Below are 25674 nucleotides of genomic sequence, written 5' to 3'. Positions count from 1 at the left end.
TTACTCTTTCTTGATGTCAGAAAAATAGTATCTAACTTTACTTTTATAAATTTGCTGCAAAGGTAATGATTGTCTATTTAATATTTCGGTTTGATTATAAAACTCCTTTTTAAACTCCAATTGTTTTAAATTATTCTTTTGAACATCCCTTTGATTCGATGCCGATTTTCGTTGTTTCTCCTTTCCTTGTTCTAAAGACGCTTTGTCCAATTTTAATAATTCGTAATTTAGGTTTTGCATTTTTCGAAGTGTCCCAGCATTAAAACCTCTTTGAAGTATTTCGTTTTCTAGCTGCTCCATAGTTTTTAAAACTTTCTTTGCTTCTGCATTTCCACCAGCTTCTCCATTTTCACCTTCTTTAATTGCATCTTTTAATTCTTGTCTTAACTGAGATTGTTGTTTGTAAATTTCATAAAGCTCACCATCTAAATCATCATTAGAACCTCCCTCACCCCCACCTTTTATTTGACCGTTTTTTCCAGATTTACCATCTTTTCCTTTCTCCCCTTTACCCTCTTTGTCCCCAAGTTTTCCATTTTCATCAGGTTTTTCTCCTTCTTTTCCATCACCCTTTTTCTCACCTTTCTTCATTCCATCTTTCATCTTTTCAGACAAACCTTCTTGTTTCTTAATCAAATCTGGCAAACTAAAACCTTCTCCACCTTTCTTTCCTTTGCCCATTTTCATGGACAAATTATTTTTCATACTACTTAAAATATTACTTAAATAATCTGCCAAATTATTTGTTGACGTCATTACATAACGTTGATTTGAGATTCCTTGCGGAAACAAATTCTCAGAAAAATTATCTAGAGATTGTTCTAAATTATAATGAACGGCGGCTAAATCATCCTGAATTTTAGTTGATATTTTTGGAACACGCATTGCCAACACATACAAACTATCATCAACATGTTCAAAATATTTTTTAATTTCATTTTGCCTTTTTAAGTCTTTTCCAAAATCAGGATGTGTAGTTGAAGTCTCGCTAAATTTATTCATTAGCTGTTCTTGCTTATAAGAAAAAATAACCAAGTTTTCTAAAATTTTACGAAGGTCCTCCATGTTTTCTTCCATAGACTCTCCTTCCATTTCCGTCATAATCTTTTGCATTTTAGCGCTCATCTCTTTCATTTTTTTAGATGATTGCTTCTGATTTTTCTTTGCTTCTTCCTGTTTATTATCTTTTAAATTTTCTTCTGATTTTTTTAATTCTTTATCTACCTCATCTTTTTCACCTTCAACGTCTGGTAACTCCATCGGCTTTTTTAACTTATCATTGTCTTTATTAAGTTCTTCTAATTCTTTTTTAATTTGCTCAAATTCCTTTTTAATTTCTTCTTGGGCTTCTAAATTGGCATCCGATTTCTTTTCTAGCTCCTCTTGCTTTTCAGACAATTCTTCGATCTTACTCGCAATCTGCATTGTTTTCTGTTCTACATAAAAACGTTTTACCAACTCCAACATTTTTTCTAAACTACGTTGTTGTTGTTTGTTTTGCTGCGCTAATTCTTTCGTCTTTTCTACTAAATCCTCTTTGTTTAATTTATCAGCAACCTTCTTAATTTCATCCAACAATTTCTGTTGTTTATCCATTTTTTTTAATTCCTCAATTCGCTGTTTTAGGTCTTCTTTTTTTTCTTGTAAACTTTTATTTGGTTCCTGCTTTTCGTCCAAATTATCTTGCAACTTATCCGTTTGACGATCCATCATTTGCTTGTATTGCTCTTGACGTTTTATAAAATTATCAACCTTCTTTTTGTCATTCCAGTTTATATCTTTTTTATTTTGTAAATCTTGCTGAATCGTTTCTAATTGTTCTTGTTGCTTTTTTTGTTTTTCAAGCGAATTTTCTAAATTATTAATTGTTGCTTTTTGTTCTTGCAGCAACTCCTCTTCTACTTCTTGTCCGGATTTTTGTCTGTACTTAAATATCTTACTTTTTGTGCTTTTACTTCCATTAACCGCATCATTATCAAATACTTGAAAATAGAGTTCGTAATTAACTCCTTTTTGTAAACTGAATCCATCAGGGAATTGATAAAAAAAAGTTTGAATATTTTCTTTAGTTATCTGAATTTCAAAACTTTGTATTTTATTCTGATTATCTTCATCATAATACATCAATTGTAATTTGCGTAATCCGTAATCATCAGAAATCTGACCTGCAAATTGTGAAACTCCTCTAGAAATACTATCAATATTTGATGTCACCGAAATCAAAGGGTTCTCATCTTTTACAACATCAACAGAAAATTGCAAATTCTCAAAATCTTTTAAATTTTTATTGGATGATGAAATTTGATAACTCAAAGAATTTTGAATCCTTTTTGAGTATTCAAAATTATCATTTACCAAGTTTTCAAAAAGTTCTCTTTTTTGATTGCTGATAAAAGCCACAGCATCTGTTTTTGACGTTGCTACTTTCCAAGTAATATTCGTTCCTTCGGGAACTGTTAAATTTACAGAATTCTGGATAGTTTCATTCCTCCTGCCCAAATAAGAAGGATAGTTCAAATCCAAAGAAATATTTTCAATTGTTGGTGTGCCAATAACATTAATCTGGTAATCCTGAGATTGAATTCTATTTGCTTCTATATAGAAACTGATGGATTCTTGTACGTCAGAAAAAGTATACGAAAATGTGGAGTTGCCCTTATTTCGGAGAAAATATTCTTGATTGTTAAAAATAATCTTCACTTCACTCGGAACAACCGTTCCAATAGTTTTTACCGAAACTGTTATTGACTTTCCTTGGATAACCTTCAAATCAGAATTCAATACAGAAAATAAAAACGGAGCTGGGGGGTTATAAGAAGTTTTATAATTTACAACGCGCTCTAGACTTTGATTAAGTCCACTATTTGTTCCTGTAAAAAAACTAATCGCCCAAATTAAAATAGGAACAATTGCATATTTTAAATACTTTTTATTTTGCTTAAAATCAATCGCTTTTAAAAACGGAATTGGAGCTAACTCTTCTGATTTTTGATTGATACTTGCCAAAATTAAATCAGAATCATTTAAACTTTCCTTCAACTGTAAAATATTTAACAACTTGTCTTGGACCTCCGGAAAATGATTTCCAATTATTTTTGAAGAATCCTGCAAAGAAATTCCCTTTCGTAAACCTATTAATTTAAAAACAGGAATTACAATAAACTGAATTAACAAAAAACCTCAACCAAAATAAAAAGCCAAAATAAAATAGTTCTTGCAGTTGGTTTTAACCATAAAAAATATTCTAAAAATAACGTAAAAAAAGATACAAGAATCCCAAAGAAAAAAATAAAATAATTCCTTTTATCAATTCATTTGTATAATATTTGTGTATAAATTGATGTAGCTTTTGGGTTATGTTTTTGTATCCGTTCATAATTAACCAATAAAAGTACAGTTTCTGCATCGATTTGCAATAAAATATTTGTTAAAACGATTTGTAAGTATTTTAAAAACGAAACAACTAAGTGTTTATAACCGCTCGACTTTGTTCGAAATTATAATGATACTCTATGAAACCTATAACCAAATTATTCTTTTTATTGATTGGTTTTTCTGCATTCTCTCAAAGTCCGTGGACACAAGAAAAAGGAAAATTTTACACGCAACTTTCTTTTACAACAATTCCAAGTTATAATGAATTATTTGGAGATCCAGATTATACAATTTCTGGAAAAATAACTGATAATACGATGCAACTTTATGGTGAATATGGTTTATCAGACAATTCTACTTTAATAGTAAATATCCCGTATAAACTTATTCATCACAAAGAATTAGTAAATCCCTGTTTAGTTGCACCTTGTCCTGAATATTCAAATAAAGAGAATTCATTAGGAAATATCGAAATAGGATTAAAACATAATTTTTACAAAAAAACTTGGATCCTTTCTGGTCAATTTTCTATGGAAACAAACACAGCCTCTTTTGATGAAAATTCAGGTATAAGAACTGGTTATGACGCGCTTACTTTTTCACCGCTTTTCTTAGTGGGAAAAAGTTTTGGAAAATCTTATTTACAAACCTATATAGGCACAAAGTTGAGAACAAATAACTACAGTTCTAACTTTAAAATTGGAGGTGAATATGGCGGTAAAATCTCTAAAAGTATTTGGCTTACTGGATTTCTAGACATCGAAAAATCTTTTAAAAATGGCAATATAGTTTTACCTACTTCAAATTTAGCATCGGGTTTGTATGTAAATGATCAAGAATATGGCGTTTTAGGTATAAAAGCTATTGGAGAATTTTCTGATAATTTTGGAGTTACAGCTAGTTTACCAGCTGCATTTTTTGGTAATAATGTTGCAAAACAAGTCGCTTTATCTTTTGGAATTTATAAAAAGTTTTAGCTTAATATAGAATCCAATTTCTTTTACATTAATTTCAGGCTTATCTCCAATTTCTATTTGGACTATGTCCCTATTGTAGTAAAAAAGATGTTGCAGAACTTAATCGAGAAAAAAATATTTAATACTAAATTATTTAGATCTCAAAGGTTGTCAAAATTACCGAAATCTTTATCGTCATCCTTAAATTTAATAAGCTATTATTTATATAAATTTAACTAGCATATCTCTGTCTGAGCTTCTCGAAGACTGTATAACACATTAATCTGTGAATTCATGGCTATTTTTCATAGAAAAACTATCTTTGTAACTTGAAAAAAACAAAGAAAATGGAATCTAATGTTCGTGTTCGTTTTGCACCAAGTCCTACAGGACCTTTGCACATTGGTGGTGTAAGAACAGCTTTATACAATTACTTATTTGCTAAAAAAAATAACGGAACTTTTATTTTAAGAATAGAAGACACAGATCAAACGCGTTATGTACCAAATGCAGAAAAATATATTATAGATTCATTAAACTGGTGCAATATTCCTTTTGATGAAGGTCCAAATAAAAACGAAAAATTTGGTCCCTACAAACAATCTGAACGCAAAGATTTATACAAACAATATGCAGCTATTTTAATAAATTCTAGCTGGGCATACTACGCTTTTGATACATCCGAAGACCTAGATTTTCTAAGAAAAGACCATGAAGAAAACGGTAAAACTTTTATTTATAATTGGCATAATCGGGCAAAAGGTAAACTTATAAATTCATTAGTTTTAACGGCTGATGAAGTAAAAGCGAAAATAAATGCTGGAGAAAATTATGTAATCCGTTTTAAATCTCCGCAAGATGAAGTTTTGGAAATGGAAGATGAAATCCGTGGAAAAATTACGATCGATACCAATACTTTAGATGATAAAATTTTATTTAAAAGTGATGGAATGCCAACCTACCATTTAGCAAATATTGTTGATGATCATTTAATGGAAATTAGCCATGTAATTAGAGGTGAAGAATGGTTACCTTCGATGCCTTTACATGTTTTGTTATACAGAGCTTTTGGCTGGAATACTCCTAAATTTGTACATTTACCATTGATTCTAAAACCGGTTGGTAAAGGAAAATTAAGTAAAAGAGATGGGGATAAATTAGGGTTCCCTGTGTTTCCTTTATCCTATACAAATAAAGAAACAGACGAAATTTCTAAAGGATATAAAGAAGAAGGATATTTTGCAGATTCGTTTATAAATATGTTGGCTTTCTTGGGATGGAATCCTGGAACAGAGCAAGAAATTTTTTCTTTGGATGAATTAGTAAAATCTTTCGATTTAAAACGAGTTAGTAAGTCTGGCGCCAAATTTAATCCAGATAAAACAAAGTGGTTTAATCAACAATATATGCAGCAAAAAAATGATGCAGAATTAACTGATTTATACCTACCAATTTTATCAGAAAAAGGATTTTTCATTGAGAGTGAAACAAAGAAAAGTGTTTCTAATGATAAAATAACTTCTTTGAAAACTGCTCGTTATGACGAATTATACGTTCAAAAAGTAGTTGCATCCATAAAAGAAAGAGCTATTTTTGTTGCTGATTTTTGGGAATTATCCAGCTTCTTTTTTGAAGCACCAACAACATTTGATGAGAAAGCGTCAAAGAAAAACTGGAAAGAAAATACATCAGAAATTATGCATCAATTAATTGCTGTTATTTCTAAAATTGAAGACTTTTCATCTGCAAATACTGAAAAGGAAATTAAAGAATGGATTACCACCAAGGAAATTGGTTTTGGTCAAGTAATGCAACCTTTGCGTTTAAGTTTAGTAGGCGCTTTAAAAGGACCGCATTTGTTTGATATTATAGAAATGATTGGCAAAGAAGAGAGTATTAAAAGAATAGAAAACGCAATAAAAAACATGTAATCATGAAAAAACTTATTTTACTTATTGTTTTGTGTTGTGCATTTGCAGCTGAAGCACAATTTAGAAACGGACAAAGAAATGGGCAAGGGCAGCGTCAAGGAGATATATCACAGACACAACAAAAAGCACCAGAACCAAATTTTGAAGTTGAAAAATACTTGGGAATTGTAGTGTACGATATTGAAAAAGCTGCTAAAAAATCAAGTATAAAATTAACATCCGACGCAGGACAATTATTTTCTAAAACTTTAACTGCATATAATAAAGATGTTAAAGGTATTACCAGAATAAATAGTTTTTTACTAAGAAGTACCAAAGAAATGGTAGAAAATTTTCAAAAAATTTCTATGAAAAGTGGTGACTTTTCTCAGCAACCAGAGGTTGTCAAAAAAATGAACGATAACTTGGAGCCAATTAGTAATACTCTTAAAGAAGAAGATAAAAAATTAGATGCAAATATGAAGAGTATTATTTCTGAAAAACAATATAGAAAGTGGATTAAGTATAATAAAAATTAAATAAAAATTTTACAAAACCAGAAGAAAAATAATTAAATCAAAAAAAATAAAGAAAACCCTGTATAAAAATCTTTATACAGGGTTTTCTTTAGTAAGAATGTAACATTTTTAACAAAATACGTCATATAGATAACTATTAAAATTCAGTATCTTTACATAGATTTATTATTAACTTTTAAAAAATTTACTATGTCACCAATTGCAATAATCATTATAGTTCTTATCGGCCTTTTTCTATTTGCTTCTTTCTATACTGTAAAACAACAAACTGCAGCTATTTTAGAACGTTTTGGAAAATTTAACACTATTAGTCCATCTGGTTTACGTTTAAAAATTCCTATCATAGACAAAGTAGCAGGGAGATTGAGTTTAAAAATTCAACAATTAGATGTAATTATTGAAACTAAAACGTTGGATGATGTTTTTGTAAAGTTAAAAGTTTCTGTGCAATACAAAGTTATTTCTGAAAAAGTATATGATGCTTTTTATAAGTTAGATTATCCTCACGATCAAATTACTTCGTATGTTTTTGATGTTGTAAGAGCAGAAGTACCTAAAATGAAATTAGATGATGTTTTTGTGAAAAAAAATGACATTGCCATTGCTGTAAAAACAGAATTAAATGATGCCATGGAAGATTATGGTTTTGATATTATTAGAACCTTAGTAACCGATATTGATCCAGACCCTCAAGTAAAAATAGCAATGAACAGAATTAACGCTTCTGAACGTGAAAAAATTGCTGCTCAATTTGAAGGTGATGCGCAACGTATTTTAATTGTAGAACGTGCAAAAGCAGAAGCAGAAAGCAAACGTTTACAAGGACAAGGTATTGCGGATCAAAGACGTGAAATTGCGCGTGGTTTAGAAGAATCTGTAGAAGTTTTAAATAAAGTTGGTATCAACTCTCAAGAAGCATCTGCCTTAATTGTGGTAACACAGCATTACGATACTTTACAATCTATTGGACAACATACAAATAGTAATTTAATTTTACTACCAAATACACCACAAGCAGGAAGCACGATGTTAAATGATATGGTTGCAAGTTTTACTGCAAGTAATCAAATTGGTGAGGCAATGAAAAACCAAAAACCTAAAAAGAAAGCTTAAATTAATTTTAATTATTGTTACTAAAAAAGCTCAATTTGTTTAAAACAAATTGAGCTTTTTTATTTTATTAAAATAAATTTAGATTACTTATTTTCTTCAGAATCTTCTTTACTTTCTTTAGCAGCGTTTTTGAACTCTTTAAGTCCACCACCTAAACCTTTCATTAATTCTGGTATCTTTTTGCCACCAAACATTAATAAAACTAAAACAACAATAATTGCTATTTGCCAAGGTCCTACAATTCCTAAAAAAATATTTAAAGTATACATGTGTTATATTATTTTGATAATACAAAGATACAAAAAGGTTTTTATTAATTTCTTTTTTGAATAATACCTCCTATTATTTTTTTATCTTTTAAAACTTCAGGATTTCCTTTGTAAAAAATAGAGCCACCAAAACTTACTTTTGCATTTAAAGTTTCGCCTGTTAAAACTTCTGCCTTAGCTCCCGTACCAGCATAAACTGTTGAATTTGCTGAAGCTTCTAAAGTAAACCCATTGTAGATTCCATATAAATCTACGTCTACATCTTGATTTTTTGTTGTTCCAGTTAATTTTATAATTCCGCCAGAAGAAGCTCTAACATTTAAATGTTTTATGTTTACCACTAAATTAATAAACGCTCTTTCTTGAACGTTTACCTCTAATTTGTCTTGCTTTATTTCTTTTCCAGTAATTGTTGCACCTTCATTAGCATCAATAACAGCAATTATTGAATTATAATAAAGTTTTATTATAACTTGACCGTTTGCAGCATTATTTTCTGGTTTTAAAGAAAAAGGTAAAGATAATTTTAAAGTATTATCTACATTTTTAATTTTTACCATTTCAGATTTTTCACCTGTAATTTCTAACCTTTGTTCGTTAGATTTAATCAACTCTAATTCTATACCATTATAAACTTTTAAGGTTGTAAAATCTCCTAAATTATTGGTTACCATAGTTTGTGCTAAAAAATTAAAACTAACTAATAAAGCACATATAAAGATTGTTTTTTTCATCATTTTAAAATTTAATTATCATACTTAAATCAATAAATATACTAGTATAAAGAGTTAATTCATCTTTTATTATAGCAAAGATGAATAAATTAATCTTATCGAAAACAAAAAAATGCACCAATTGGTGCATTTTTAAATTATGTATTTGTTTCTCGTTCTTTTTAATCTTCTATCAAGTTAAAATCTAAATGCTTACGTTCTAAATCCGTGTTTTTTACTTTAATTTTTACTTCATTTCCTAATTGATAAATATGTTTAGTAGATTGCCCAACAATAGCATATTGTTTTTCATCAAAAATATAATAATCGCTTTTTATATCTCTAATTCTAACCATTCCTTCACATTTATTAGATGAAATTTCTACGTAAATTCCCCATTCTGTAACACCAGTAATAACACCCTCAAATATTTCATCTTTATGATCTTGCATGTATTTTACTTGCATGTACTTAATAGAATCTCTTTCTGCTTTAGAAGCCAATTCTTCTCTTTTAGAGGAGTGTTTGCACTTTTCTTCATACTTATCTACTTTTGGAGAATCTCCGCCATCTAAATAATGCTGAAGCAATCTATGTGTTATTACATCTGGATAACGTCTAATTGGTGACGTAAAATGGCTATAATAACCAAAAGCCAATCCGTAGTGACCAATATTCTGGGTTGTATATACCGCTTTAGACATTGTTCTGATAGTTAAAGTTTCGATCATGTTAGATTCTGCTTTACCATGAACATCACTTAACAACTTGTTTAAAGAGTCTGATGTTGATTCTTTTGTTTCTGTATTTATTTTATATCCAAATTTACTTATGATGTTTTGTAAAGAAGTTAATTTTTCGATATCTGGTTCATCATGAACTCTATAAATAAAGGTTTTATTTGTTGCTTTTCCTTTAGAAAAACCTATAAACTCAGCAACTTTTCTATTTGCTAACAACATAAATTCTTCAATTAATTTATTAGCATCTTGAGATTCTTTAAAGTAAACGCCAATTGGGTTTGCGTTCTCATCTAAATTAAACTTTACCTCTACTCTATCAAATGAAATAGCGCCTTCTTTCATTCTTTTTTTACGAAGAATTTTAGCCAATTCATCCATTTTTAAAGTTGCTTCTACAATTTCTGGAGTTACTGTATATTCTTTATCAATAATAGAAATATCAACAGGCATTGTATAGGGCTGAATGTCATCCGATAATTTACAATTTTCTATAATAGATTGTGCTTCTTCATAAGCAAAACGTTGATCAGAATACGTTACCGTTCTACCGAACCACTCACCAATAATTTGTGCTTTTTTATTGATTTCAAACACTGCAGAAAAGGTTAATTTTTCTTCATTTGGTCTTAAAGAACAAACACCATTACTTAACATTTCTGGCAACATTGGTACTACTCTATCCACTAAATAAACTGATGTTGCACGTTTATAAGCTTCATCATCTAAAATAGTTTTTGGTTCTAAATAATGAGAAACATCTGCAATATGAATTCCTATTTCGTAATTTCCATTTTTTAATTTTGTAAATGATAATGCATCATCAAAATCTTTTGCATCTTTTGGATCTATTGTAAAAGTTAAATCTTTACGCATATCTCTACGTTTTGCAATTTCTGCTTTCGTAATTTCTATGGATAAACTTTCTGCTTCTTTCTCTACTTCTGGTTCAAATTCATAAGGCAAATCATATTCTAATAAAATAGAATGCATTTCTGTATTATGATCTCCTGGTCTACCTAAAACTGTAGTAATCTTACCAAACGGATTTTTAGAATTTTCTGGCCAATCTACAATAGTAGCTTGAACTTTATCGCCATCTTTTGCACCATTAATATTGTTTTGCGATACAAAGATATCAGCATACATTTTATTACTATCAGGCACTACAAAACCAAAATTTTTATTCATTTGTAAAACACCAACAAACTCCGTTTTTGCACGTTCTAAAATTTCAACAACATCTGCTTCTAATTTCTTTCCGCTTCGTTTTGCATAAACATACGCTTTTACAGTATCTTGATGTAAACCTTTACCAAGATTTATATTTGGTATAAAAATATCGTCTTCATAATCATCGGTAATAAAATACCCATTTCCGTTGGATGTAATATCTAAGGTACCCACAGAATATTTTCTATCTTTATTAATTTGAAACTTACCTCGGTCTATTTCATTTACTTTTTTTGTAGCTGTTAATTCTGCTAATTTCTTTAACAACTGGGTTTTACCATCTGTATCGGAAATCTTTAATTTTGCAGCAATTTGTTTATAATTATAAAACTTTTCACTGTCTTCGTTCAAAACTTTAAATATATTTTTGGTTAAGTCTTTTACAACATTCCCTTTCTTTTTAAATATACCTTTCTTCTTTTTTGTCATTTAATTCTTACTTCTTATTATATGATACTAAATTACAATTTTTTACTGTGATTGACTATTAAAAAATAGTTATCAAAACTATTATTGTATTTTGGCCTTTTAAATTATTATTTATGTCTCATTTCGTCAAGCACAAGGCTGGCTCTTGGTTTATAATTGCAAATCCTACTTCTGGAAATCGGAATTTTTCTAAACAATGGAAGGAAATTCAACAATTATTAACCAACAAAAAAATAGACTTTTCTGTTGCTTTTACACAGTTTTCTAAACACGAAATTGAATTGGTAACTACTGCAATCCAAGAAGGCTTTAGAAATATTATTTCGATTGGTGGAGATGGAACACTACATCATGTAGTAAACGGAATAATATTGCAAAGGTATGTAAAAACTTCTGATATAACTATTGCAGTGATTCCTTTAGGAACTGGAAATGATTGGATAAAGACTTATAACATACCAAATAATGCAGAAAAAGCAATAGAAATCATCTACAGAAATAAAACAATTTTACAAGATATTGGGGCTTTAGAAACGGATACTAAAACCATTTCTTACTTTAATAATATAGCTGGTATAGGCTACGACGGTTATATTGTTCACAAACTAAATTCCTTAAAACGCTTTGGTGCTGTTGCTTATTTATTAGCCGGAATTTCTGGTTTATTATTTTATAAAAAGTCTGTTTTTACAATTATTTTTGATGATAAAACAATAGAAACTAATTGTTTAATGACACTTTTTGGAATTTGTAAATTCTCTGGAGGTGGTATGCAATTTACAAAAGATATAAATCCTTCGGATGGTTTTTTTGATATTACCATTGCTAAAAATCTTAATTTATTTGATTTAATCTACAACATTAAAAAATTATATGACGGAAATATAGTACATCATAAAAAAATTGAAACGTATAAAACAAAAAAGATAACTGTAATTCCGAAAACTACCAAACCTTTTATTCAAGCGGATGGGGAGTTAATTAGCACAGGAAAAGTGACTGTAACAATTATAGAAAAAGCGGTTCGTTTTGTGGTAAATTAAAAAGATTCATCACTGTATTCTGATTGACCTTACGTTTTTCATTCTAAATGAGGACCGAAAGAAGAATCTCAAAATTATAAAATTAAGATCCCGTTTTTCAACGGATTAATACAACTTGCAATTTTAATACACTACTTCGTAGTTTTTAAAATAGAGTTCAATATAGTTAAATAAGTCTTAAAAAAATTGTAACGTTTGTTAAAATAAAACGTCTTTATAAAAAGAGGTTATAACTTTAAGATGAAAAACTTACATAAAATCATTGCTTTATTCGCTTTTATATTTATTACAGGTATTATTGTAACTGCAATTAGTATAAATACTTCTTTAAATAAAATTGAAACTACAGAAGAAGCCGTAGAAATTCAAAAAGACACATTATATCTTTTAAAAGTAAAAAAGAAAACGGTTTAACTTTTTCTAAATTTCAAAATATTTTTTATTTTAAACTACTTTTGATTTTTAAAATTTCATGTTTTTAATAGTTATAAACATTCTATATTATAATTATATTTATTTTATTAAAATTTTAAAAAACAATGGTGTTTATAATAGTGTGTGAATAGCTACTATAAAATTTTACTATTTTACTTTTAATAATGAGTTATTAAAAACCATCTACATGTTATGAATTATTTAAATAGTTTAAAATCAACTAAAAAATGTAGTTATTAACAAAACTTACAAACAGTAATTAACCAACTTTTTTTAATAATTAATATACCTTTCAATGTAAATAAATTGTAAATTTTATGTTGATAAACTTTTATCAAAAACTCATAAAAAAAATTGTATATGTTAAACTACTCGCTGTATTGTAATAAATTTTTAATTCACCAAATTTACTTGTAAAACTTTACGGATACTTCTTAACAATTTAGTAATATAGCTAAAGAGTTAAAAATTAAAAGGTTATTAAAAATGATAAATTTTTAATTGTTTATAACTGTTGATAACCGTTAGTTTCTGTACTTTTGTTATCACAACATAATTAAAATCAATTTATTATGACAATTTCCATTGGTAACGATCACGCAGGTACTGAATACAAATTCGAAATTATAAAACATTTAGAGAATAAAGGATATATAGTTCTAAATTTTGGAACAGATACAAATGATTCTATGGATTATCCTGATGCAATTCATCCAACTGCAGAAGCTGTAGAAATGGGTAAAGCCGAATTAGGTTTCATTATTTGTGGTTCTGGTAATGGTGCACAAATGACCGCAAACAAACATCAAGGTATACGAGCTGCATTGTGTTGGAATAATGAGTTGGTTGCTTTAACAAGACAGCATAATAATGCAAATATATTAGCAATTCCTGCGCGTTTTGTTTCTTTACAGCAAGCTATCGGTTTTGTAGATATCTTTCTTACTACTAAATTTGAGGGTGGCCGTCATCAAAATAGAGTGAGTAAAATTTCTTGTGCCGGATAATTAACTAAAATACTATCTCGAGCGCAGTCGAGAGATTTTAATATGGATTTCAAAATAAAATTATTTAATGAATTTACAACTCACGAGTTGTATCAAATTCTACAATTACGCTCAGAAGTTTTTGTGGTTGAGCAAGATTGTGTGTATCAAGATTTAGATTTTAAAGATCAAAAAGCATTGCATCTTTTTGGTGTAAAAAATGATAAAATAATTGCTTACACTCGTATTTTTAAACCAGGAGACTATTTTGATAATGCAAGTATTGGTAGAGTTGTTGTTGCTGCTGATGAACGTAAATATGGTTTTGGGCATGATGTAATGAAAGCTTCTATTAAAGCTGTAAAAACTCATTTTAAGGTTGATAAAATTACGATTTCTGCTCAAGTATATTTAAAACAATTCTATGAATATCATGGTTTTCAACAAGTTGGTGAAGGTTATTTAGAAGACGGAATTCCGCATATTAGAATGAATAAATTATAATTACTAAAAATTTACTCTAAAACTTAAATTTGGGGTAAAAGGCAAAGAAAAATTATCTACTCTTCTTACATTATTTGTGTTAGAATTATCTACAACATAGTAAGAATCTATCGTATTTTTTTTATCAGTAAGGTTGGTAAAACCAATACGGATAGTAGATTTTACAGCCTCCGAAAAATTAAAATCATAACTTCCAGACAAATCAATTCTAAAGAAATTAGCTAATCTTTCTTGGTTAGGATTGTTATAATTTACAATAGTTCTATTTCCATTTTGGATAGTTTCATTGCCTTCAATAGGTTTTGAATAGGGTTTTCCAGAACGCAAAACACCACCAAAAGAAACTTTTAAATTTTCGGTTACATTATAATTAAATGCAGCACTTAAGGAATGCGAAATATCTAAACTATTAGAAAAGGTTTGAGGATTAAAAACATCGAAAGTATAGTTATTTTTAGAGTAGGTATAACTTACCCAAGTACTCATAATTTCAGTTTGTTTATTCACTAAAAATTCTATACCTTTTACATCATAATTACCAATAGAATTAAAGGTTTGCGTGTTGTTATAAAACCCTTGATTAGCAGCTGTTATTCCGTTTACTTTTTTATAAAAACCAGTAATATCTATATAAAATTTATTTTTAGAATATTCTAAACCAAAAGAAGCTTGTTTACTTTTTATAATTGGTGTTTTTTCGTCATCAGAAAGAATCCATCTTCTTTTTTCGATTCCTAAAAAATTATCTTCAAAATCTATTTTTTGGGCGGTAGTTTGATTTTTAAACTCTCCTTCTAATTTTAAGGAGAATTCTGAATTTAATTTCTGTCGGATGTTAATTCTAGGTTCAATTAACAGTTTTTGAAACTTATGAAAGTAGTTAGAACGCACTCCAAATCTTGCAAACGTATTCTTTTTTTGATATTCAATTTCTGAATAAAAAGCACTTTTTAGCAATACATTTTTCACTATTTTAGAGAAAGTTGGTGCATTTACAGTGGTTGTATTTGTGATGCCTATTTCGTTAAAAACGAGTCCGTTTTTAAAATGTAAATCATCTGTAAATTCATAGGTAGAATTCAGTTTTACTTCTGTTTCTAAAACGTTATTTAACTGCGTTTGAAATTGATCTGTATCTCTATTATAATCGGATGAATTTATTTTATAATCAGAAAAAAAGGCAGATAAATTGGTGGAAAATTTAGCATTCCAATTGGCATTCCAAGTAATATTTGCACCTAAATTTTCTTGCTTTAAATCGCTATCTTCTTCAATTATTGTGTTGTTAAAGGCGTATTTTTCTTTATAATCTAGACTGTTTTTTATATAGATAAAATTAGTTCTAATTGCGTGTTTATAATTCAAATCATATAAAACTTTAAAAGAATAATCATAAAAGTAAAAATTTGATTCAGCGTTGTTTATAGAATTAGAAGAGATAGAATTATCTTGAAAACTTCGTGAAAAATAATTAGTATAAGTTGGTGTATTTATGAGGTCTGTAAAAGATCTTCTTGCAGAAACATGGACCTCTAAATTATCTTTTATTGGAACTTGTAAAAAAGCATCAGCACTTAATAAATTAAAACCTCCTCCGCCAGAAAATGTATTTGTAATTCTGTTTGAAGTTTCCATATTTATGGTTGATGAAACTCCGTCAGAAAAAGCGCTACTTGTTCCATTTTTAGTAACAGCAACTTTCTTCGTTAAATAAGGATTGTAGGCAGAAATCAATCCAAAAAAATGACCAGCATGGTACATTTTAATTCCGTCCCAAAGTATTAAGTTTTGGTCATTTGTGCCGCCTCTAATATTAATAGTAGAAATACTTTCGTTTACACTTTCTATACCTGGTAAAATTTTAATAGTTTGTAATATATCTGGTTCTATTAAACCAGGAAGAATTCCGAATTTTTCTGTGTTTAAAACCACGCTTCCGTCTGCACTTTTTTGCAAACCAGAAGTTAAAAATCTTGGCATAGTTATTTCTGATAATTGCTCGGTTTCCTCTTCTAAAAATAATTGTTTGCAACTTGAATTAGAAAACAATTCTTTAGCAGCTATTACTTTTGTTTTAAAACTGATAAAAGAAATACTTAACATTGCATTTACAGGAACATTTTTTAAATAAAAAATCCCTTCATTGTTGGTGGTAGTGCCTAAATTATAGCCATTTACTTTTACGGATGCTAATACAAATGGTATTAATGATTCTGATTCTAAAATTGTTCCGCAAATAGAAATAGACTTGTTTAAAAACGAAACTGTAACATATCTGTTGTCTAAAGTTTTAAATTGTAAAAACGTTTTTTCGTTTAAAAAAGTTAGGAGTTCTTCTATTAAAAGTTTTTTTTTGGGTTGCTCAATAAAAATGTTTTTTATATCGGTATCAGAATACGAAAACTTAATGTCATAGGTTTTTTCAAGTGTTGGTATCAAAGAAGAAAGCGTTACTTTATCAGAAGAATTCTGAGTAAAAGCAACACTTACCATTAATAAAAATATGATAATAAAAAGATGTGTTTTATGTACCATAATTAAAAATGGTAATTTTTTTACCATCAATTTTATATGATAATTGCATGGGAATTGTAATAGATTGCAATGCAATATTTATATCCGTATGTGTAAAACCACCAGAATATAAAATGTCTAAATCAACATCTTTTGTTTCAATTGTATACTCAAACTGATTTTCGATTTCAGCTAAAACAAAACGCAGCGCAATACTTTTAAAATTAGACTCTTTTTGCAACCAAGATTTCTCGTTTACATCAAAAGTATTTGCGGCATCAATTGCACCGTTTACTACTTTAAAAATGGTTCCTCTAGGCAACTTTACCTCCTTACCTTTATAAGTAACACTTACTAAACCTTCAAAGGTTTTAACCTCAAAATAGTTTGCTCTTTCCTTTACATTAAATTGAGTTCCAAGAACAGTTACTTCTCCAATTGCTGTATTTACAGTAAACTTCTTCCCTTTTTGAACCTTGAAATAAGCTTCTCCTTCTAAAGTTAGGTTTCGGCTTTTTTCCCAATCCTTTTTAGAATAGATAATTTTTGAATTTGCGTTTAAAACTACTTCAGAATTATCAGGTAAATTAAAGGTTTTTGTTTGGGCAAACTCCGTTTTAAAACTAGCCGTATTGTTAAATAATAAAAAATAGGATGTTGCAAATAAAACAACAATCGCTGCTGCATATTTATACAATTGTTTAAAATTAAATTGTAAAACTTTTCCTTTTTTAGAACTGTTTTGTGTTTTTATTTTTAAAGCTGCAAGCGCTTCTTTTACATCAACTTTTGGTGTTTCTATTTGCGCCGAATAATGCGCAATTTTTTCTAAAGTTTTAAAATTGTCCGTTTCTTTTAAGCGCACAAGATCTTCATCCGAGGTTTCTCTGTTTAGCCATTTTAGTAAGTCGTTTTTATCTTCCATCTTTTATGCTTCTATAGTAAGTAACAACTAAAAAGCAGTTTACCCTACCTTATATAAATTAAATACCATCAATTTTGGTCCTTAACTTTTTTAACGCGGAGGACATTCGTTTTTCAACCGCTTTTTGAGAAATTTCTAACATCTCTGCAATTTCCCTGTATTTTTTTCCATCAATTCTATTCATTAAAAAAACCTCTCGTTCGCCTTCTGTTAAATCTGCAATGGCATTTTTTAGTTTGTCTTTAAACTCCTCTTCCTCTAATAAATAATCTGGACTTTGGTTATTAACATCTAAATAAGGACTACTTTTTGCATATTCAAGAACTACCTTTTTGTGCTTTACTATATTTAAAAAAAGGTTGTTAACCACTGTAAATAAATAAGATTTTGCTTTAGAATACTCTACTTTTGCACAATTCTCCCAGATTTTTATAAATGCTTCCTGCGCTAAATCTAAAGAAGTGCTTTTATCGCCAGACTTGTAATACGCAAAATTACTAGCAGATTGTATATGAGCAGTATAAAACTCATTAAAATATATTTCATCACAAAGTGATTTATAAGGCATAAAATGGTTTTAAAAGATAAAATAAAATATTTTGATGCGAAGGTAGGGTAAATATATGTTTAGTTGTTTTACTTATAGAGAGCCAAAAAAATAGCCATTCAAAAAAAAGTAGGGTAAAATAATACAAAGTTGTTTTACGGATAGAAATAACAAACAAAACATCTAAAAATTTAATAGCATGAAAAAAATAAAAAGGATATCAGCAATTGCTTTAACAGCAATAATAGGATTCACTTCTTGCCAATCTGAAGAAAACTCGCAAGTTGGTACAAATCCGAATGCAAATTCATCTACATCCCCAACGGCGTCAAATTATCAAAGAGCAACAATGAATGACGGTTCTAATGATGATTTTTTAGATGGTAATGCATGTACAGAATTATTATTCCCTTTAACAGCAAATGTAAACGGACAACAAATTACAATACTAAGTAAATTAGATTTTTCGGCAGTTTTAAACATTATGGGTCAATTTAATAACGATAGTGACGCGGTAACATTTAGTTTTCCAATAAGAGTTAGAACAAGTGCATACACAGAAACAACGATTAGTTCACAATCAGCATTTAACACGTTAAAACAAGAATGTGAGAATGCAGAATCTCAAGGAAAAGACGCCATTTCTTGTGTAGATATTCAATTTCCTGTTACCATGTTAACGTATAGTGTTCGTTTAGAACAAACAGGAAGTGTAGTTGTGCAATCAGAAAAACAACTGTACACGTTTATGACAAATTTAAAAGGCGATGAATTGTTTGCTGTAAATTATCCAATAAGCGCAACTTTAAGTAACGGAACAAATGTTCAGATTAAAAGCGATGCTGAGTTTCAGAATGCAATTTCAGAATGTGTTCAATTTGAAGACGAAAAAGAGGATGCTACAAATACAGCTACTGAAGTAGAAGCTATTTTAAGCGGAACAAAATTTAAGGTAGAAACGTTTTTGGTTGCAGGTGTAAATACAGCCAATGACTATGCAAATTGGTCTATCGAATTTAAAAATGACTTAAAAATAGTTGCTAAAAATGTTGTAAACTCGGCTTTAGGAGAAGCGAACGGAACCTACACAGTAAGTTCAGAAACGGATGCTTTTGTAAATATCAATTTTGCAAGCAATACAGCAGTAAGTGCATTAAGCAATAATTGGGTAATAAGTAATTATAGCAATACGCTAATTACGTTAAAAAGTAAAACGGATTCTTCTGTAACCTTGGCTTTTAAGAAGATATAAAATTAATATAGATTGGTTTTTGGTTAGTTGATCATAATTTTACGACTATTACTACAAACGTTGTAGTCGTAAAATTTTAAATAAAAGTAAAATGAAATATAGTATTTTAAAAGTAGTTTTAGTCTGTACCCTCTTTATTTCTTGCACCTCAGAAACAGTCGATACAATTGATGCCGGAAATAACGGAAACACAAATGTTTCAACAAATAGACAAGCAACAGGATCATCAGCAAATGATTTACTTTCTGCGGATAGCTTTAAAAAAATGATTGTTGAAGTTGCCTATATTGAAGGTTTTAAACCATCGGCAACTGCAAAAAATAACTTCAAAAATTTTATAAATAATACCACTTTTAAACCGGAAGGAGTTGAGTTTATTGAAAAACAAATTGCATCAACAGGAAAATCAGTATATACGTTAGATGAAGTGGTCGCTATAGAAAAAGAATTTAGAACTCAATACAATACAAGTACAACAATTTCAGTTTGGGTGTTGTTTATAAACGGAAAATCTTCTAAAGATAATAACCAAGGTTCAATTTTAGGTGCTGCATATTGGAACACATCCTTTGTAATTTATGAAGAAACAATTCACGGTTTAAGCGATAGTGCTTTTGAGCCAGAAAGAAGTTTGTTAGAATCATCGGTAATCCATCATGAATTTGGTCATATTTTAGGATTAACCAATTTAGGAAGCGATTTACAAAGCGATCATGAAGATGCTGCACATCCAAAACATTGTATTGAAGAAGATTGTTTAATGTATTGGGCTGCAGAAAATAGTCAAGGAATTACCAGTATGATTTCTGGTGGCCAAGCACCAAAACTAGATGCACAATGTCTAGCAGATTTAAAAGCAAACGGAGGTAAATAATAATAATAAAACAATAAAAAAATGAAAAGAGTATATTTAACAGTTGCATTATTGATTACAAGTATTATATCGGTAAATGCACAAGAAACAACGAACAAATCAACAGCGGGTATTAAGGGAGGTTATAATCTATCTTCCGTTAGTTTTGACGGGTCTTCTGAAACCGAAAAATTAAATGGATTTCACATAGGTGTTTATGGCGAATCTTTTATTGGTAAAAATATTTCTATTCAACCAGAAATTTTATATTCTCAACAAGGATATAAAATTATAGATGGGAATACTACCTATACACAAAAGCTTGATTATATAAATATTCCGTTAATGTTAAAATTGTATCCTGTAAAAAGTTTTTTCTTAGAAGCTGGACCACAAATTGGGTTTTCAATTTCGCACAAAGAAACCTTTGATTCTGGTTTTGTTTTGTATGATACATCAAAAGAATTTGAACCAAGCAATTTTGACTGGGGCGTAAATTTAGGAGCTGGTTTTAAAAGTGACGCAGGTATTAGTTTAGGCGCAAGATATCATTTAGGGCAAAGCGACATTTACGATGAAGACAAACCAAAAAATAGAGTTTGGCAAGTCTATTTAGGATTTGATTTTTAATTACAATTAATAAAAAAGAGAAGTAATTTTACTTCTCTTTTTTTATGAAATTTAAAACCTCTTTTACACCGTTAATTTCTAAATTTCCTAATTCTATTTCTCCAATTCTAACGCGAATTAAACGCAACGTTGGGTACCCAACAGCTGCAGTCATTTTACGAACTTGTCTAAATTTTCCTTCTCTAATAATAATAGAAACCCAACTTGTTGGGCCGTGTCTTTCATCTCTAATTTTCTGACTTCTTAATGGAAATTTCGGATCGTCAATTAAAAAAGATTTTCCTGGTTTTGTAATGTATTTTTTACCGTCAAAACCTATCTCTACTCCTGTTTTTAATTCTTCTACAGCTGCTTGCGTAATAAGTCCGTCAACCTGAACATAGTATTCTTTTTCGTATTTACTACTTCTAATTTCTTCAGATACTTTTCCGTTCGTAGTTAATAAAAGTAAGCCTTCGGATGCAACATCTAAACGACCAATTGCCATTGTTCCTGGAGGAAAATCATATAAATCTCCTAATAATTTTTTCTTTCGCTTTGCGGGATTTACAAACTGAGAAATCATTCCCCAAGGTTTGTGAATTATAAAATGACGGTGTTTTTTTATCAAATTATACTACTTTAAGTTGGATAGAAAAAATGTTTTTTCCTTTTGATAAAGTCATTTTTTCTTCAGAAAATTTTTGGTCTGTGAACGAAGTATACTGCGAAATAGGTTCTATACACAACATATTATCAACCTCTGTCCACAACATAAAATTATCAAAACCTGTAGTGCTAATTTCTAAGTGGTTTTTGTCGCTATTTTGTAAGATTATTTTATCAGAATTTAAAACAGGAAAAGCATTATGACCTGCTTTATAAATTTCAGCCAAGGTGATTTTTGTGTCATTAGATTCTAATGTTTCGTTGCCATTATTTGATAATAAAAAAGCTGGATGATAACCTAACATAAAAGGCATTCCTTCTTCTGAATTGATGATGAATTCGATTTTTAAAACATCATTTTCTAGTGTAAAATTCTTTTCGAAAGTAAAATCGAAAGGCCAAAATAAATTTTCTTCGGTGGATTTTGCTGGAAATTTACTGTTTTTTATCCAGGTACTTTTTTTGTATATTTTGATGAAATTCGCGCCATTTTCATCCGAAGAAATTAAAGAATACTCTAATTCACGCAACAAACCGTGCTGATCTTGAATAGCATCACCATTTTTGGTATGAACTCGGAAATTATTTTTAGAAGTTGGCCCAATTACAGGAAACATTTCAATATCAGAATTTCGCCAACCTTTACTTCCTTTTTGATGAATATATTCTTGGTTCTCTTTTTGAAAACTAATTAATTCGCCTTTATCAATGATAACTTGACTATTTGTGTTTTTTAAAAAAATGGTAGAATTCATAGACTTAATTTTAAGTAAAAATAGTGTAAAAATCTAGTTTAAATTTTAGGATTTTAGATTTAGATTTTCGTAACTTGTGGCACAAAATTAAAAGTAAAATTATTTAGATTTATGGCAAAAGAAAAAGTAATAGACAAAGATAAAGAAGCAAAATTAAAGGCATTACAACTTACCTTAGACAAGTTAGACAAGACATACGGAAAAGGCGCTGTAATGAAGCTTGGAGACGTTGCTATTGACGATATAGAGTCAATATCTTCTGGTTCTTTAGGATTAGATTTAGCTTTAGGGGTTGGCGGATATCCAAGGGGTAGAGTAATTGAAATTTATGGTCCGGAATCTTCGGGTAAAACGACACTTACGTTACACGCAATTGCAGAAGCTCAAAAGGCAGGAGGAATTGCAGCTTTTATTGATGCAGAACATGCATTTGATCGTTTTTATGCAGAAAATTTAGGTGTAGATGTAGAAAATTTAATTATTTCTCAACCAGATCACGGTGAACAAGCTTTAGAAATTGCAGAAAATTTAATTCGTTCTGGTGCAATTGATATTGTTGTAATAGATTCTGTTGCTGCATTAACGCCAAAAGCAGAGATTGAAGGTGAAATGGGAGATTCTAAAATGGGTCTTCATGCGCGTTTAATGTCTCAAGCCTTGCGTAAATTAACAGGTACAATTTCTAAAACAAAATGTACGGTTATTTTCATCAACCAGTTAAGAGAAAAAATTGGAGTAATGTTTGGAAATCCAGAAACTACTACGGGTGGAAATGCGTTAAAATTTTACGCTTCCGTTCGTTTAGATATTAGACGAAGAACACAAATAAAAGACGGAGACAAAGTTATTGGAAACAGTACGAAAGTTAAAGTTGTAAAAAATAAAGTAGCACCACCTTTTCAAGTTGCAGAATTTGATATTATGTATGGAGAGGGAATCTCAAAAGTTGGAGAAATTTTAGATATTGGTGTAGAATTAGGCATTGTTAAGAAAAGTGGCTCTTGGTTTAGTTACGGTGAAACTAAATTAGGTCAAGGTAGAGATGCTGTAAAAGGATTGATTAAAGACAACCCTGAATTAGCCGATGAGCTAGAAAAGAAAATAAAATTAGCTATTGAAAATCAAGAATAAGTATTAAAAGTTCTAACTATTATTATTAAAACTGCTGAAGAAATAATCAATCTACAGCAGTTTTTTTGGTTATAATTTCAATAACTAAAACCGATAAAATAAAACTAGTTTTCACTATTTTTGTACAATAAATTTATAAAGAATTTCATTGATTATACTATCAGAGAATATACAATTAAAGCCTGTTTTAAGCGCAGATTCAATAGCTCTTTTTAAGTTGATGAAAGAAGTATACCCTTTAGCATACAGTCATTTTTGGTTAGATAAAGGCGATTGGTATGTGGACTCACAATATTCAACAGCGCATATTTTAAAAGAACTATCAGCAGAAAATGCTGAATATTATTTTGTTATTTATAAAGATGAAATTGTTGGAAATTTTAGATTTGTTTGGGATGAAAAACTACTCGGTTTATCAGAAGAAAAACAAGTAAAATTGCACAGAATTTATTTGCACCAAAAAACACAAGGCAAAGGAATAGGAAAAGAAATACTTGCTTGGTTAGACGAAAAAGTCCAACAAAAAGGCTATGAAATTATTTGGTTAGATGCCATGGATGCACAACCAAAAGCTTTTCAGTTCTATAAAAATCGCGGATATACATATCATTCTCACACATTTTTACCTTTTAATTTAATGCTTGAAGAGGTTCGAAAAATGAGTCAATTGTATAAAAAACTGTAAGAAATTACTTTTTAGACAATACTTGTACTAGCCAAAGAATTAAATAGGCCCAGTACCAATATCAGCGAATAAAACCAATAACACAAATAGTATTCTAATATTTTTTACTAAAAATTATATTTTTGTACTTAGCCATTCACATACTCATAAAGTCATAATTTTATTTTTTGTTAGTACATGTGCACAAAACTATACGCCTGTACTTCCGAAACCACCAGAACCACGCTCAGTTTCGTTTAAAATTTCTACTTCTTTCCAAATTATACGTTCGTGTTTTGCAATGACTAATTGCGCAACTCTTTCGCCATCATTTATAACAAATTCTTGATTTGATAAATTGACTAAAATAACGCCAATTTCTCCTCTATAATCTGCATCTACAGTTCCAGGAGAATTTAAAACGGTAATTCCGTTTTTAGCAGCCAAACCACTTCTTGGTCTAACTTGCGCTTCAAAACCAATAGGTAAAGCAATAAATAAGCCTGTTTTTACAATAGCTCTTTCTAGAGGTTTAAGTGTGATGGCTGCATCAATATTTGCTCTTAAATCCATTCCTGCTGCACCCTCAGTTTCGTAAGCTGGCGTTGCGTGTTTCGATTTGTTTATGATTTGTACGTTCATGTATTTATAAATTATATAAAAATGTAATTACTTCTAAAAATTCTGCTTTCCAAAAAGACTCTGTATGTTTTCCTTCGGTAACAATTTTTGTTTTAATATTTTCTTTCGGAAAACCAGTTTTTAACAATAGTTTTTCCATGTTTTGAGTATTAGGAACCATAGCATTTCCTTCTTTTTCACCGACTAATAAAAAAAGTTTTGTGTTGGTTTGTTTTCCGTTTTCTTTTGCAAACGTATTTATTTTATCAGAAAACCAAAAAGAGGTAGAAAGCGCGCCAATTTTACCAAAAACTTCTGGATGTTTAAATCCTCCATAAAAAGAAATTAATCCGCCTAAAGAGCTCCCAATAATGGCAGTTTGATTTGCTTCTGATTTTGTTCTGTAATTTTCATCAATAAAAGGTTTTAATTCGTTTGCCAAAAAATTGATGTAGATATCTCCTTTTCCGCCGCCATATTTCTCGTGTTTCCAGGGTGTATATTCTTCAATTCTTTTTTCTCCACCATTTTCTACGCCAACCACAATAAAGCTTTTACCTGTTTTATGATAGAGTTCATTTAGTGTTTCATCCACCGCCCATTCGCCTACAAAAGATGTTGTATCATCAAATAAATTTTGAACATCATGCATATAAAGTACAGGATAATTTTCTGTGGATGAATGATAATTTGGTGGTAAATACAACCAGATTTTATGAGAAATATCATTTAAGCCATCAATAATAAATTCTTTTTTTAGGATGGAAACATTCGCTGATTTTGTAGATTTTTTTTCTTTTGTTGATGAACCTTCCTTTTTCTGAGGGTATGTTTTGAAAGAATACGTCAGAAATAAAAACGATAAAAGCACTAGTATTGTTCGCTTCAT

At 29.4% G+C, this 25674-nt stretch carries 24 protein-coding genes; 13 read left to right on the top strand and 11 right to left on the bottom strand.

Annotated elements, in window-relative coordinates:
- Complete coding sequence (locus BST83_RS17015) at positions 1-3174, bottom strand: coiled-coil domain-containing protein (protein WP_240614848.1); 3174 nt, start codon at positions 3172-3174, stop codon at positions 1-3.
- Positions 3175-3512: 338 nt separating this feature from the next.
- On the opposite strand from BST83_RS17015, the gene BST83_RS17010 reads away from it, so the two are divergent.
- From BST83_RS17010 to BST83_RS16995, 4 genes are all read left to right on the top strand, one after another.
- The gene (locus BST83_RS17010; RefSeq protein WP_104810963.1) at positions 3513-4352 is read left to right on the top strand and encodes a hypothetical protein; all 840 of its coding nucleotides are present in this window, start codon (positions 3513-3515) and stop codon (positions 4350-4352) included.
- Between the two features lie 326 nt (positions 4353-4678).
- Positions 4679-6262 (top strand): glutamate--tRNA ligase, encoded by a 1584-nt coding sequence (gene gltX / locus BST83_RS17005; RefSeq protein WP_104810962.1) that lies wholly within the window; start codon positions 4679-4681, stop codon positions 6260-6262.
- A gap of 2 nt (positions 6263-6264) precedes the next feature.
- Positions 6265-6780: a hypothetical protein gene (locus BST83_RS17000; protein ID WP_104810961.1), complete on the top strand. Its 516-nt coding sequence runs from the start codon at positions 6265-6267 to the stop codon at positions 6778-6780.
- 189 nt (positions 6781-6969) lie between these two features.
- On the top strand, positions 6970-7893 hold the full coding sequence (locus BST83_RS16995; RefSeq protein ID WP_104810960.1) for an SPFH domain-containing protein: 924 nt from the start codon (positions 6970-6972) through the stop codon (positions 7891-7893).
- 83 nt (positions 7894-7976) lie between these two features.
- On the opposite strand, the gene BST83_RS16990 is transcribed toward BST83_RS16995, so the two are convergent.
- The 3 genes from BST83_RS16990 to rnr all read right to left on the bottom strand — a co-directional run bounded on the left by BST83_RS16990 (position 7977) and on the right by rnr (position 11277).
- Positions 7977-8162: a Sec-independent protein translocase subunit TatA/TatB gene (locus BST83_RS16990; RefSeq protein WP_104810959.1), complete on the bottom strand. Its 186-nt coding sequence runs from the start codon at positions 8160-8162 to the stop codon at positions 7977-7979.
- A gap of 44 nt (positions 8163-8206) precedes the next feature.
- A complete protein-coding gene (locus tag BST83_RS16985; RefSeq protein WP_240614847.1) occupies positions 8207-8899 on the bottom strand; it encodes a head GIN domain-containing protein in 693 nt (230 codons plus the stop codon).
- Positions 8900-9057: 158 nt separating this feature from the next.
- Complete coding sequence (gene rnr, locus BST83_RS16980) at positions 9058-11277, bottom strand: ribonuclease R (RefSeq protein WP_104810957.1); 2220 nt, start codon at positions 11275-11277, stop codon at positions 9058-9060.
- A 113-nt stretch (positions 11278-11390) separates the two neighbouring features.
- Between rnr and BST83_RS16975 the strand changes: the two genes are divergently transcribed.
- From BST83_RS16975 to BST83_RS16965, 4 genes are all read left to right on the top strand, one after another.
- On the top strand, positions 11391-12320 hold the full coding sequence (locus BST83_RS16975; RefSeq protein ID WP_104810956.1) for a diacylglycerol/lipid kinase family protein: 930 nt from the start codon (positions 11391-11393) through the stop codon (positions 12318-12320).
- A 240-nt stretch (positions 12321-12560) separates the two neighbouring features.
- A complete protein-coding gene (locus tag BST83_RS19965) occupies positions 12561-12734 on the top strand; it encodes a hypothetical protein (protein ID WP_170062812.1) in 174 nt (57 codons plus the stop codon).
- 593 nt (positions 12735-13327) lie between these two features.
- Entirely contained in the window at positions 13328-13762 is a 435-nt protein-coding gene (rpiB, locus tag BST83_RS16970) for a ribose 5-phosphate isomerase B (protein WP_104810955.1), read from the top strand.
- Positions 13763-13804: 42 nt separating this feature from the next.
- Positions 13805-14245 (top strand): GNAT family N-acetyltransferase, encoded by a 441-nt coding sequence (locus BST83_RS16965; protein WP_104810954.1) that lies wholly within the window; start codon positions 13805-13807, stop codon positions 14243-14245.
- 3 nt (positions 14246-14248) lie between these two features.
- Here BST83_RS16965 and BST83_RS16960 read toward each other — a convergent pair whose 3' ends face one another.
- Genes BST83_RS16960 through BST83_RS16950 form a run of 3 tightly spaced genes read right to left on the bottom strand, consistent with a single transcriptional unit; the run spans position 14249 to position 18252 of the window.
- Positions 14249-16807: a TonB-dependent receptor gene (locus BST83_RS16960; RefSeq protein WP_240614846.1), complete on the bottom strand. Its 2559-nt coding sequence runs from the start codon at positions 16805-16807 to the stop codon at positions 14249-14251.
- Positions 16770-17684, bottom strand: coding sequence for a FecR family protein (locus BST83_RS16955; protein WP_104810953.1), 915 nt, complete (start codon positions 17682-17684; stop codon positions 16770-16772). Before BST83_RS16955 ends, BST83_RS16960 begins: the two co-directional genes overlap by 38 nt.
- Before the next feature lie 58 nt (positions 17685-17742).
- Positions 17743-18252, bottom strand: a complete 510-nt coding sequence (locus BST83_RS16950) for an RNA polymerase sigma factor (RefSeq protein WP_104810952.1) — start codon at positions 18250-18252, stop codon at positions 17743-17745.
- 178 nt (positions 18253-18430) lie between these two features.
- Between BST83_RS16950 and BST83_RS16945 the strand changes: the two genes are divergently transcribed.
- The 3 genes from BST83_RS16945 (at position 18431) to BST83_RS16935 (ending at position 20966) form a co-directional block, all read left to right on the top strand.
- A complete protein-coding gene (locus BST83_RS16945) occupies positions 18431-19483 on the top strand; it encodes a hypothetical protein (protein WP_104810951.1) in 1053 nt (350 codons plus the stop codon).
- A 91-nt stretch (positions 19484-19574) separates the two neighbouring features.
- Positions 19575-20357 (top strand): membrane metalloprotease, encoded by a 783-nt coding sequence (locus BST83_RS16940; protein WP_104810950.1) that lies wholly within the window; start codon positions 19575-19577, stop codon positions 20355-20357.
- 21 nt (positions 20358-20378) lie between these two features.
- A complete protein-coding gene (locus tag BST83_RS16935) occupies positions 20379-20966 on the top strand; it encodes a porin family protein (RefSeq protein WP_104810949.1) in 588 nt (195 codons plus the stop codon).
- 28 nt (positions 20967-20994) lie between these two features.
- Here the strand turns inward: BST83_RS16935 and BST83_RS16930 are convergent, their stop codons facing one another.
- The gene (locus BST83_RS16930; protein WP_302849508.1) at positions 20995-21573 is read right to left on the bottom strand and encodes a pseudouridine synthase; all 579 of its coding nucleotides are present in this window, start codon (positions 21571-21573) and stop codon (positions 20995-20997) included.
- A 4-nt stretch (positions 21574-21577) separates the two neighbouring features.
- Complete coding sequence (locus BST83_RS16925) at positions 21578-22369, bottom strand: aldose 1-epimerase (protein WP_104810948.1); 792 nt, start codon at positions 22367-22369, stop codon at positions 21578-21580.
- 111 nt (positions 22370-22480) lie between these two features.
- Here BST83_RS16925 and recA point away from each other — a divergent pair, with 111 nt between their 5' ends.
- Positions 22481-23500 (top strand): recombinase RecA, encoded by a 1020-nt coding sequence (gene recA / locus BST83_RS16920; RefSeq protein ID WP_170062811.1) that lies wholly within the window; start codon positions 22481-22483, stop codon positions 23498-23500.
- 148 nt (positions 23501-23648) lie between these two features.
- Positions 23649-24185 (top strand): GNAT family N-acetyltransferase, encoded by a 537-nt coding sequence (locus BST83_RS16915; protein ID WP_104810947.1) that lies wholly within the window; start codon positions 23649-23651, stop codon positions 24183-24185.
- Between the two features lie 189 nt (positions 24186-24374).
- On the opposite strand, the gene dut is transcribed toward BST83_RS16915, so the two are convergent.
- Both dut and BST83_RS16905 read right to left on the bottom strand, forming a co-directional pair.
- The gene (gene dut / locus BST83_RS16910) at positions 24375-24806 is read right to left on the bottom strand and encodes a dUTP diphosphatase (protein WP_104810946.1); all 432 of its coding nucleotides are present in this window, start codon (positions 24804-24806) and stop codon (positions 24375-24377) included.
- Positions 24807-24810: 4 nt separating this feature from the next.
- Positions 24811-25674 (bottom strand): alpha/beta hydrolase, encoded by an 864-nt coding sequence (locus BST83_RS16905; protein WP_104810945.1) that lies wholly within the window; start codon positions 25672-25674, stop codon positions 24811-24813.

The sequence above is a fragment of the Polaribacter filamentus genome (assembly GCF_002943715.1).
Lineage (GTDB): Bacteria > Bacteroidota > Bacteroidia > Flavobacteriales > Flavobacteriaceae > Polaribacter > Polaribacter filamentus.
This window is presented reverse-complemented; position numbering and strand designations above follow the sequence as displayed.

Bases quoted from the DNA above. Each gene is read 5' to 3' on its own strand.
- dut (WP_104810946.1), bottom strand. From the start codon at position 24,806: ATGAACGTACAAATCATAAACAAATCGAAACACGCAACGCCAGCTTAC.
- gltX (WP_104810962.1), top strand. From the start codon at position 4,679: ATGGAATCTAATGTTCGTGTTCGTTTTGCACCAAGTCCTACAGGACCT.
- BST83_RS16940 (WP_104810950.1), top strand. From the start codon at position 19,575: ATGAAATATAGTATTTTAAAAGTAGTTTTAGTCTGTACCCTCTTTATT.
- BST83_RS17000 (WP_104810961.1), top strand. From the start codon at position 6,265: ATGAAAAAACTTATTTTACTTATTGTTTTGTGTTGTGCATTTGCAGCT.
- BST83_RS16975 (WP_104810956.1), top strand. From the start codon at position 11,391: ATGTCTCATTTCGTCAAGCACAAGGCTGGCTCTTGGTTTATAATTGCA.
- BST83_RS17010 (WP_104810963.1), top strand. From the start codon at position 3,513: ATGAAACCTATAACCAAATTATTCTTTTTATTGATTGGTTTTTCTGCA.
- BST83_RS16995 (WP_104810960.1), top strand. From the start codon at position 6,970: ATGTCACCAATTGCAATAATCATTATAGTTCTTATCGGCCTTTTTCTA.
- recA (WP_170062811.1), top strand. From the start codon at position 22,481: ATGGCAAAAGAAAAAGTAATAGACAAAGATAAAGAAGCAAAATTAAAG.
- BST83_RS16945 (WP_104810951.1), top strand. From the start codon at position 18,431: ATGAAAAAAATAAAAAGGATATCAGCAATTGCTTTAACAGCAATAATA.
- BST83_RS16925 (WP_104810948.1), bottom strand. From the start codon at position 22,369: ATGAATTCTACCATTTTTTTAAAAAACACAAATAGTCAAGTTATCATT.
- BST83_RS16935 (WP_104810949.1), top strand. From the start codon at position 20,379: ATGAAAAGAGTATATTTAACAGTTGCATTATTGATTACAAGTATTATA.
- BST83_RS16985 (WP_240614847.1), bottom strand. From the start codon at position 8,899: ATGATGAAAAAAACAATCTTTATATGTGCTTTATTAGTTAGTTTTAAT.
- BST83_RS16965 (WP_104810954.1), top strand. From the start codon at position 13,805: ATGGATTTCAAAATAAAATTATTTAATGAATTTACAACTCACGAGTTG.
- BST83_RS16950 (WP_104810952.1), bottom strand. From the start codon at position 18,252: ATGCCTTATAAATCACTTTGTGATGAAATATATTTTAATGAGTTTTAT.
- BST83_RS16990 (WP_104810959.1), bottom strand. From the start codon at position 8,162: ATGTATACTTTAAATATTTTTTTAGGAATTGTAGGACCTTGGCAAATA.
- rpiB (WP_104810955.1), top strand. From the start codon at position 13,328: ATGACAATTTCCATTGGTAACGATCACGCAGGTACTGAATACAAATTC.
- BST83_RS16955 (WP_104810953.1), bottom strand. From the start codon at position 17,684: ATGGAAGATAAAAACGACTTACTAAAATGGCTAAACAGAGAAACCTCG.
- BST83_RS16905 (WP_104810945.1), bottom strand. From the start codon at position 25,674: ATGAAGCGAACAATACTAGTGCTTTTATCGTTTTTATTTCTGACGTAT.
- rnr (WP_104810957.1), bottom strand. From the start codon at position 11,277: ATGACAAAAAAGAAGAAAGGTATATTTAAAAAGAAAGGGAATGTTGTA.
- BST83_RS16960 (WP_240614846.1), bottom strand. From the start codon at position 16,807: ATGGTAAAAAAATTACCATTTTTAATTATGGTACATAAAACACATCTT.
- BST83_RS19965 (WP_170062812.1), top strand. From the start codon at position 12,561: ATGAAAAACTTACATAAAATCATTGCTTTATTCGCTTTTATATTTATT.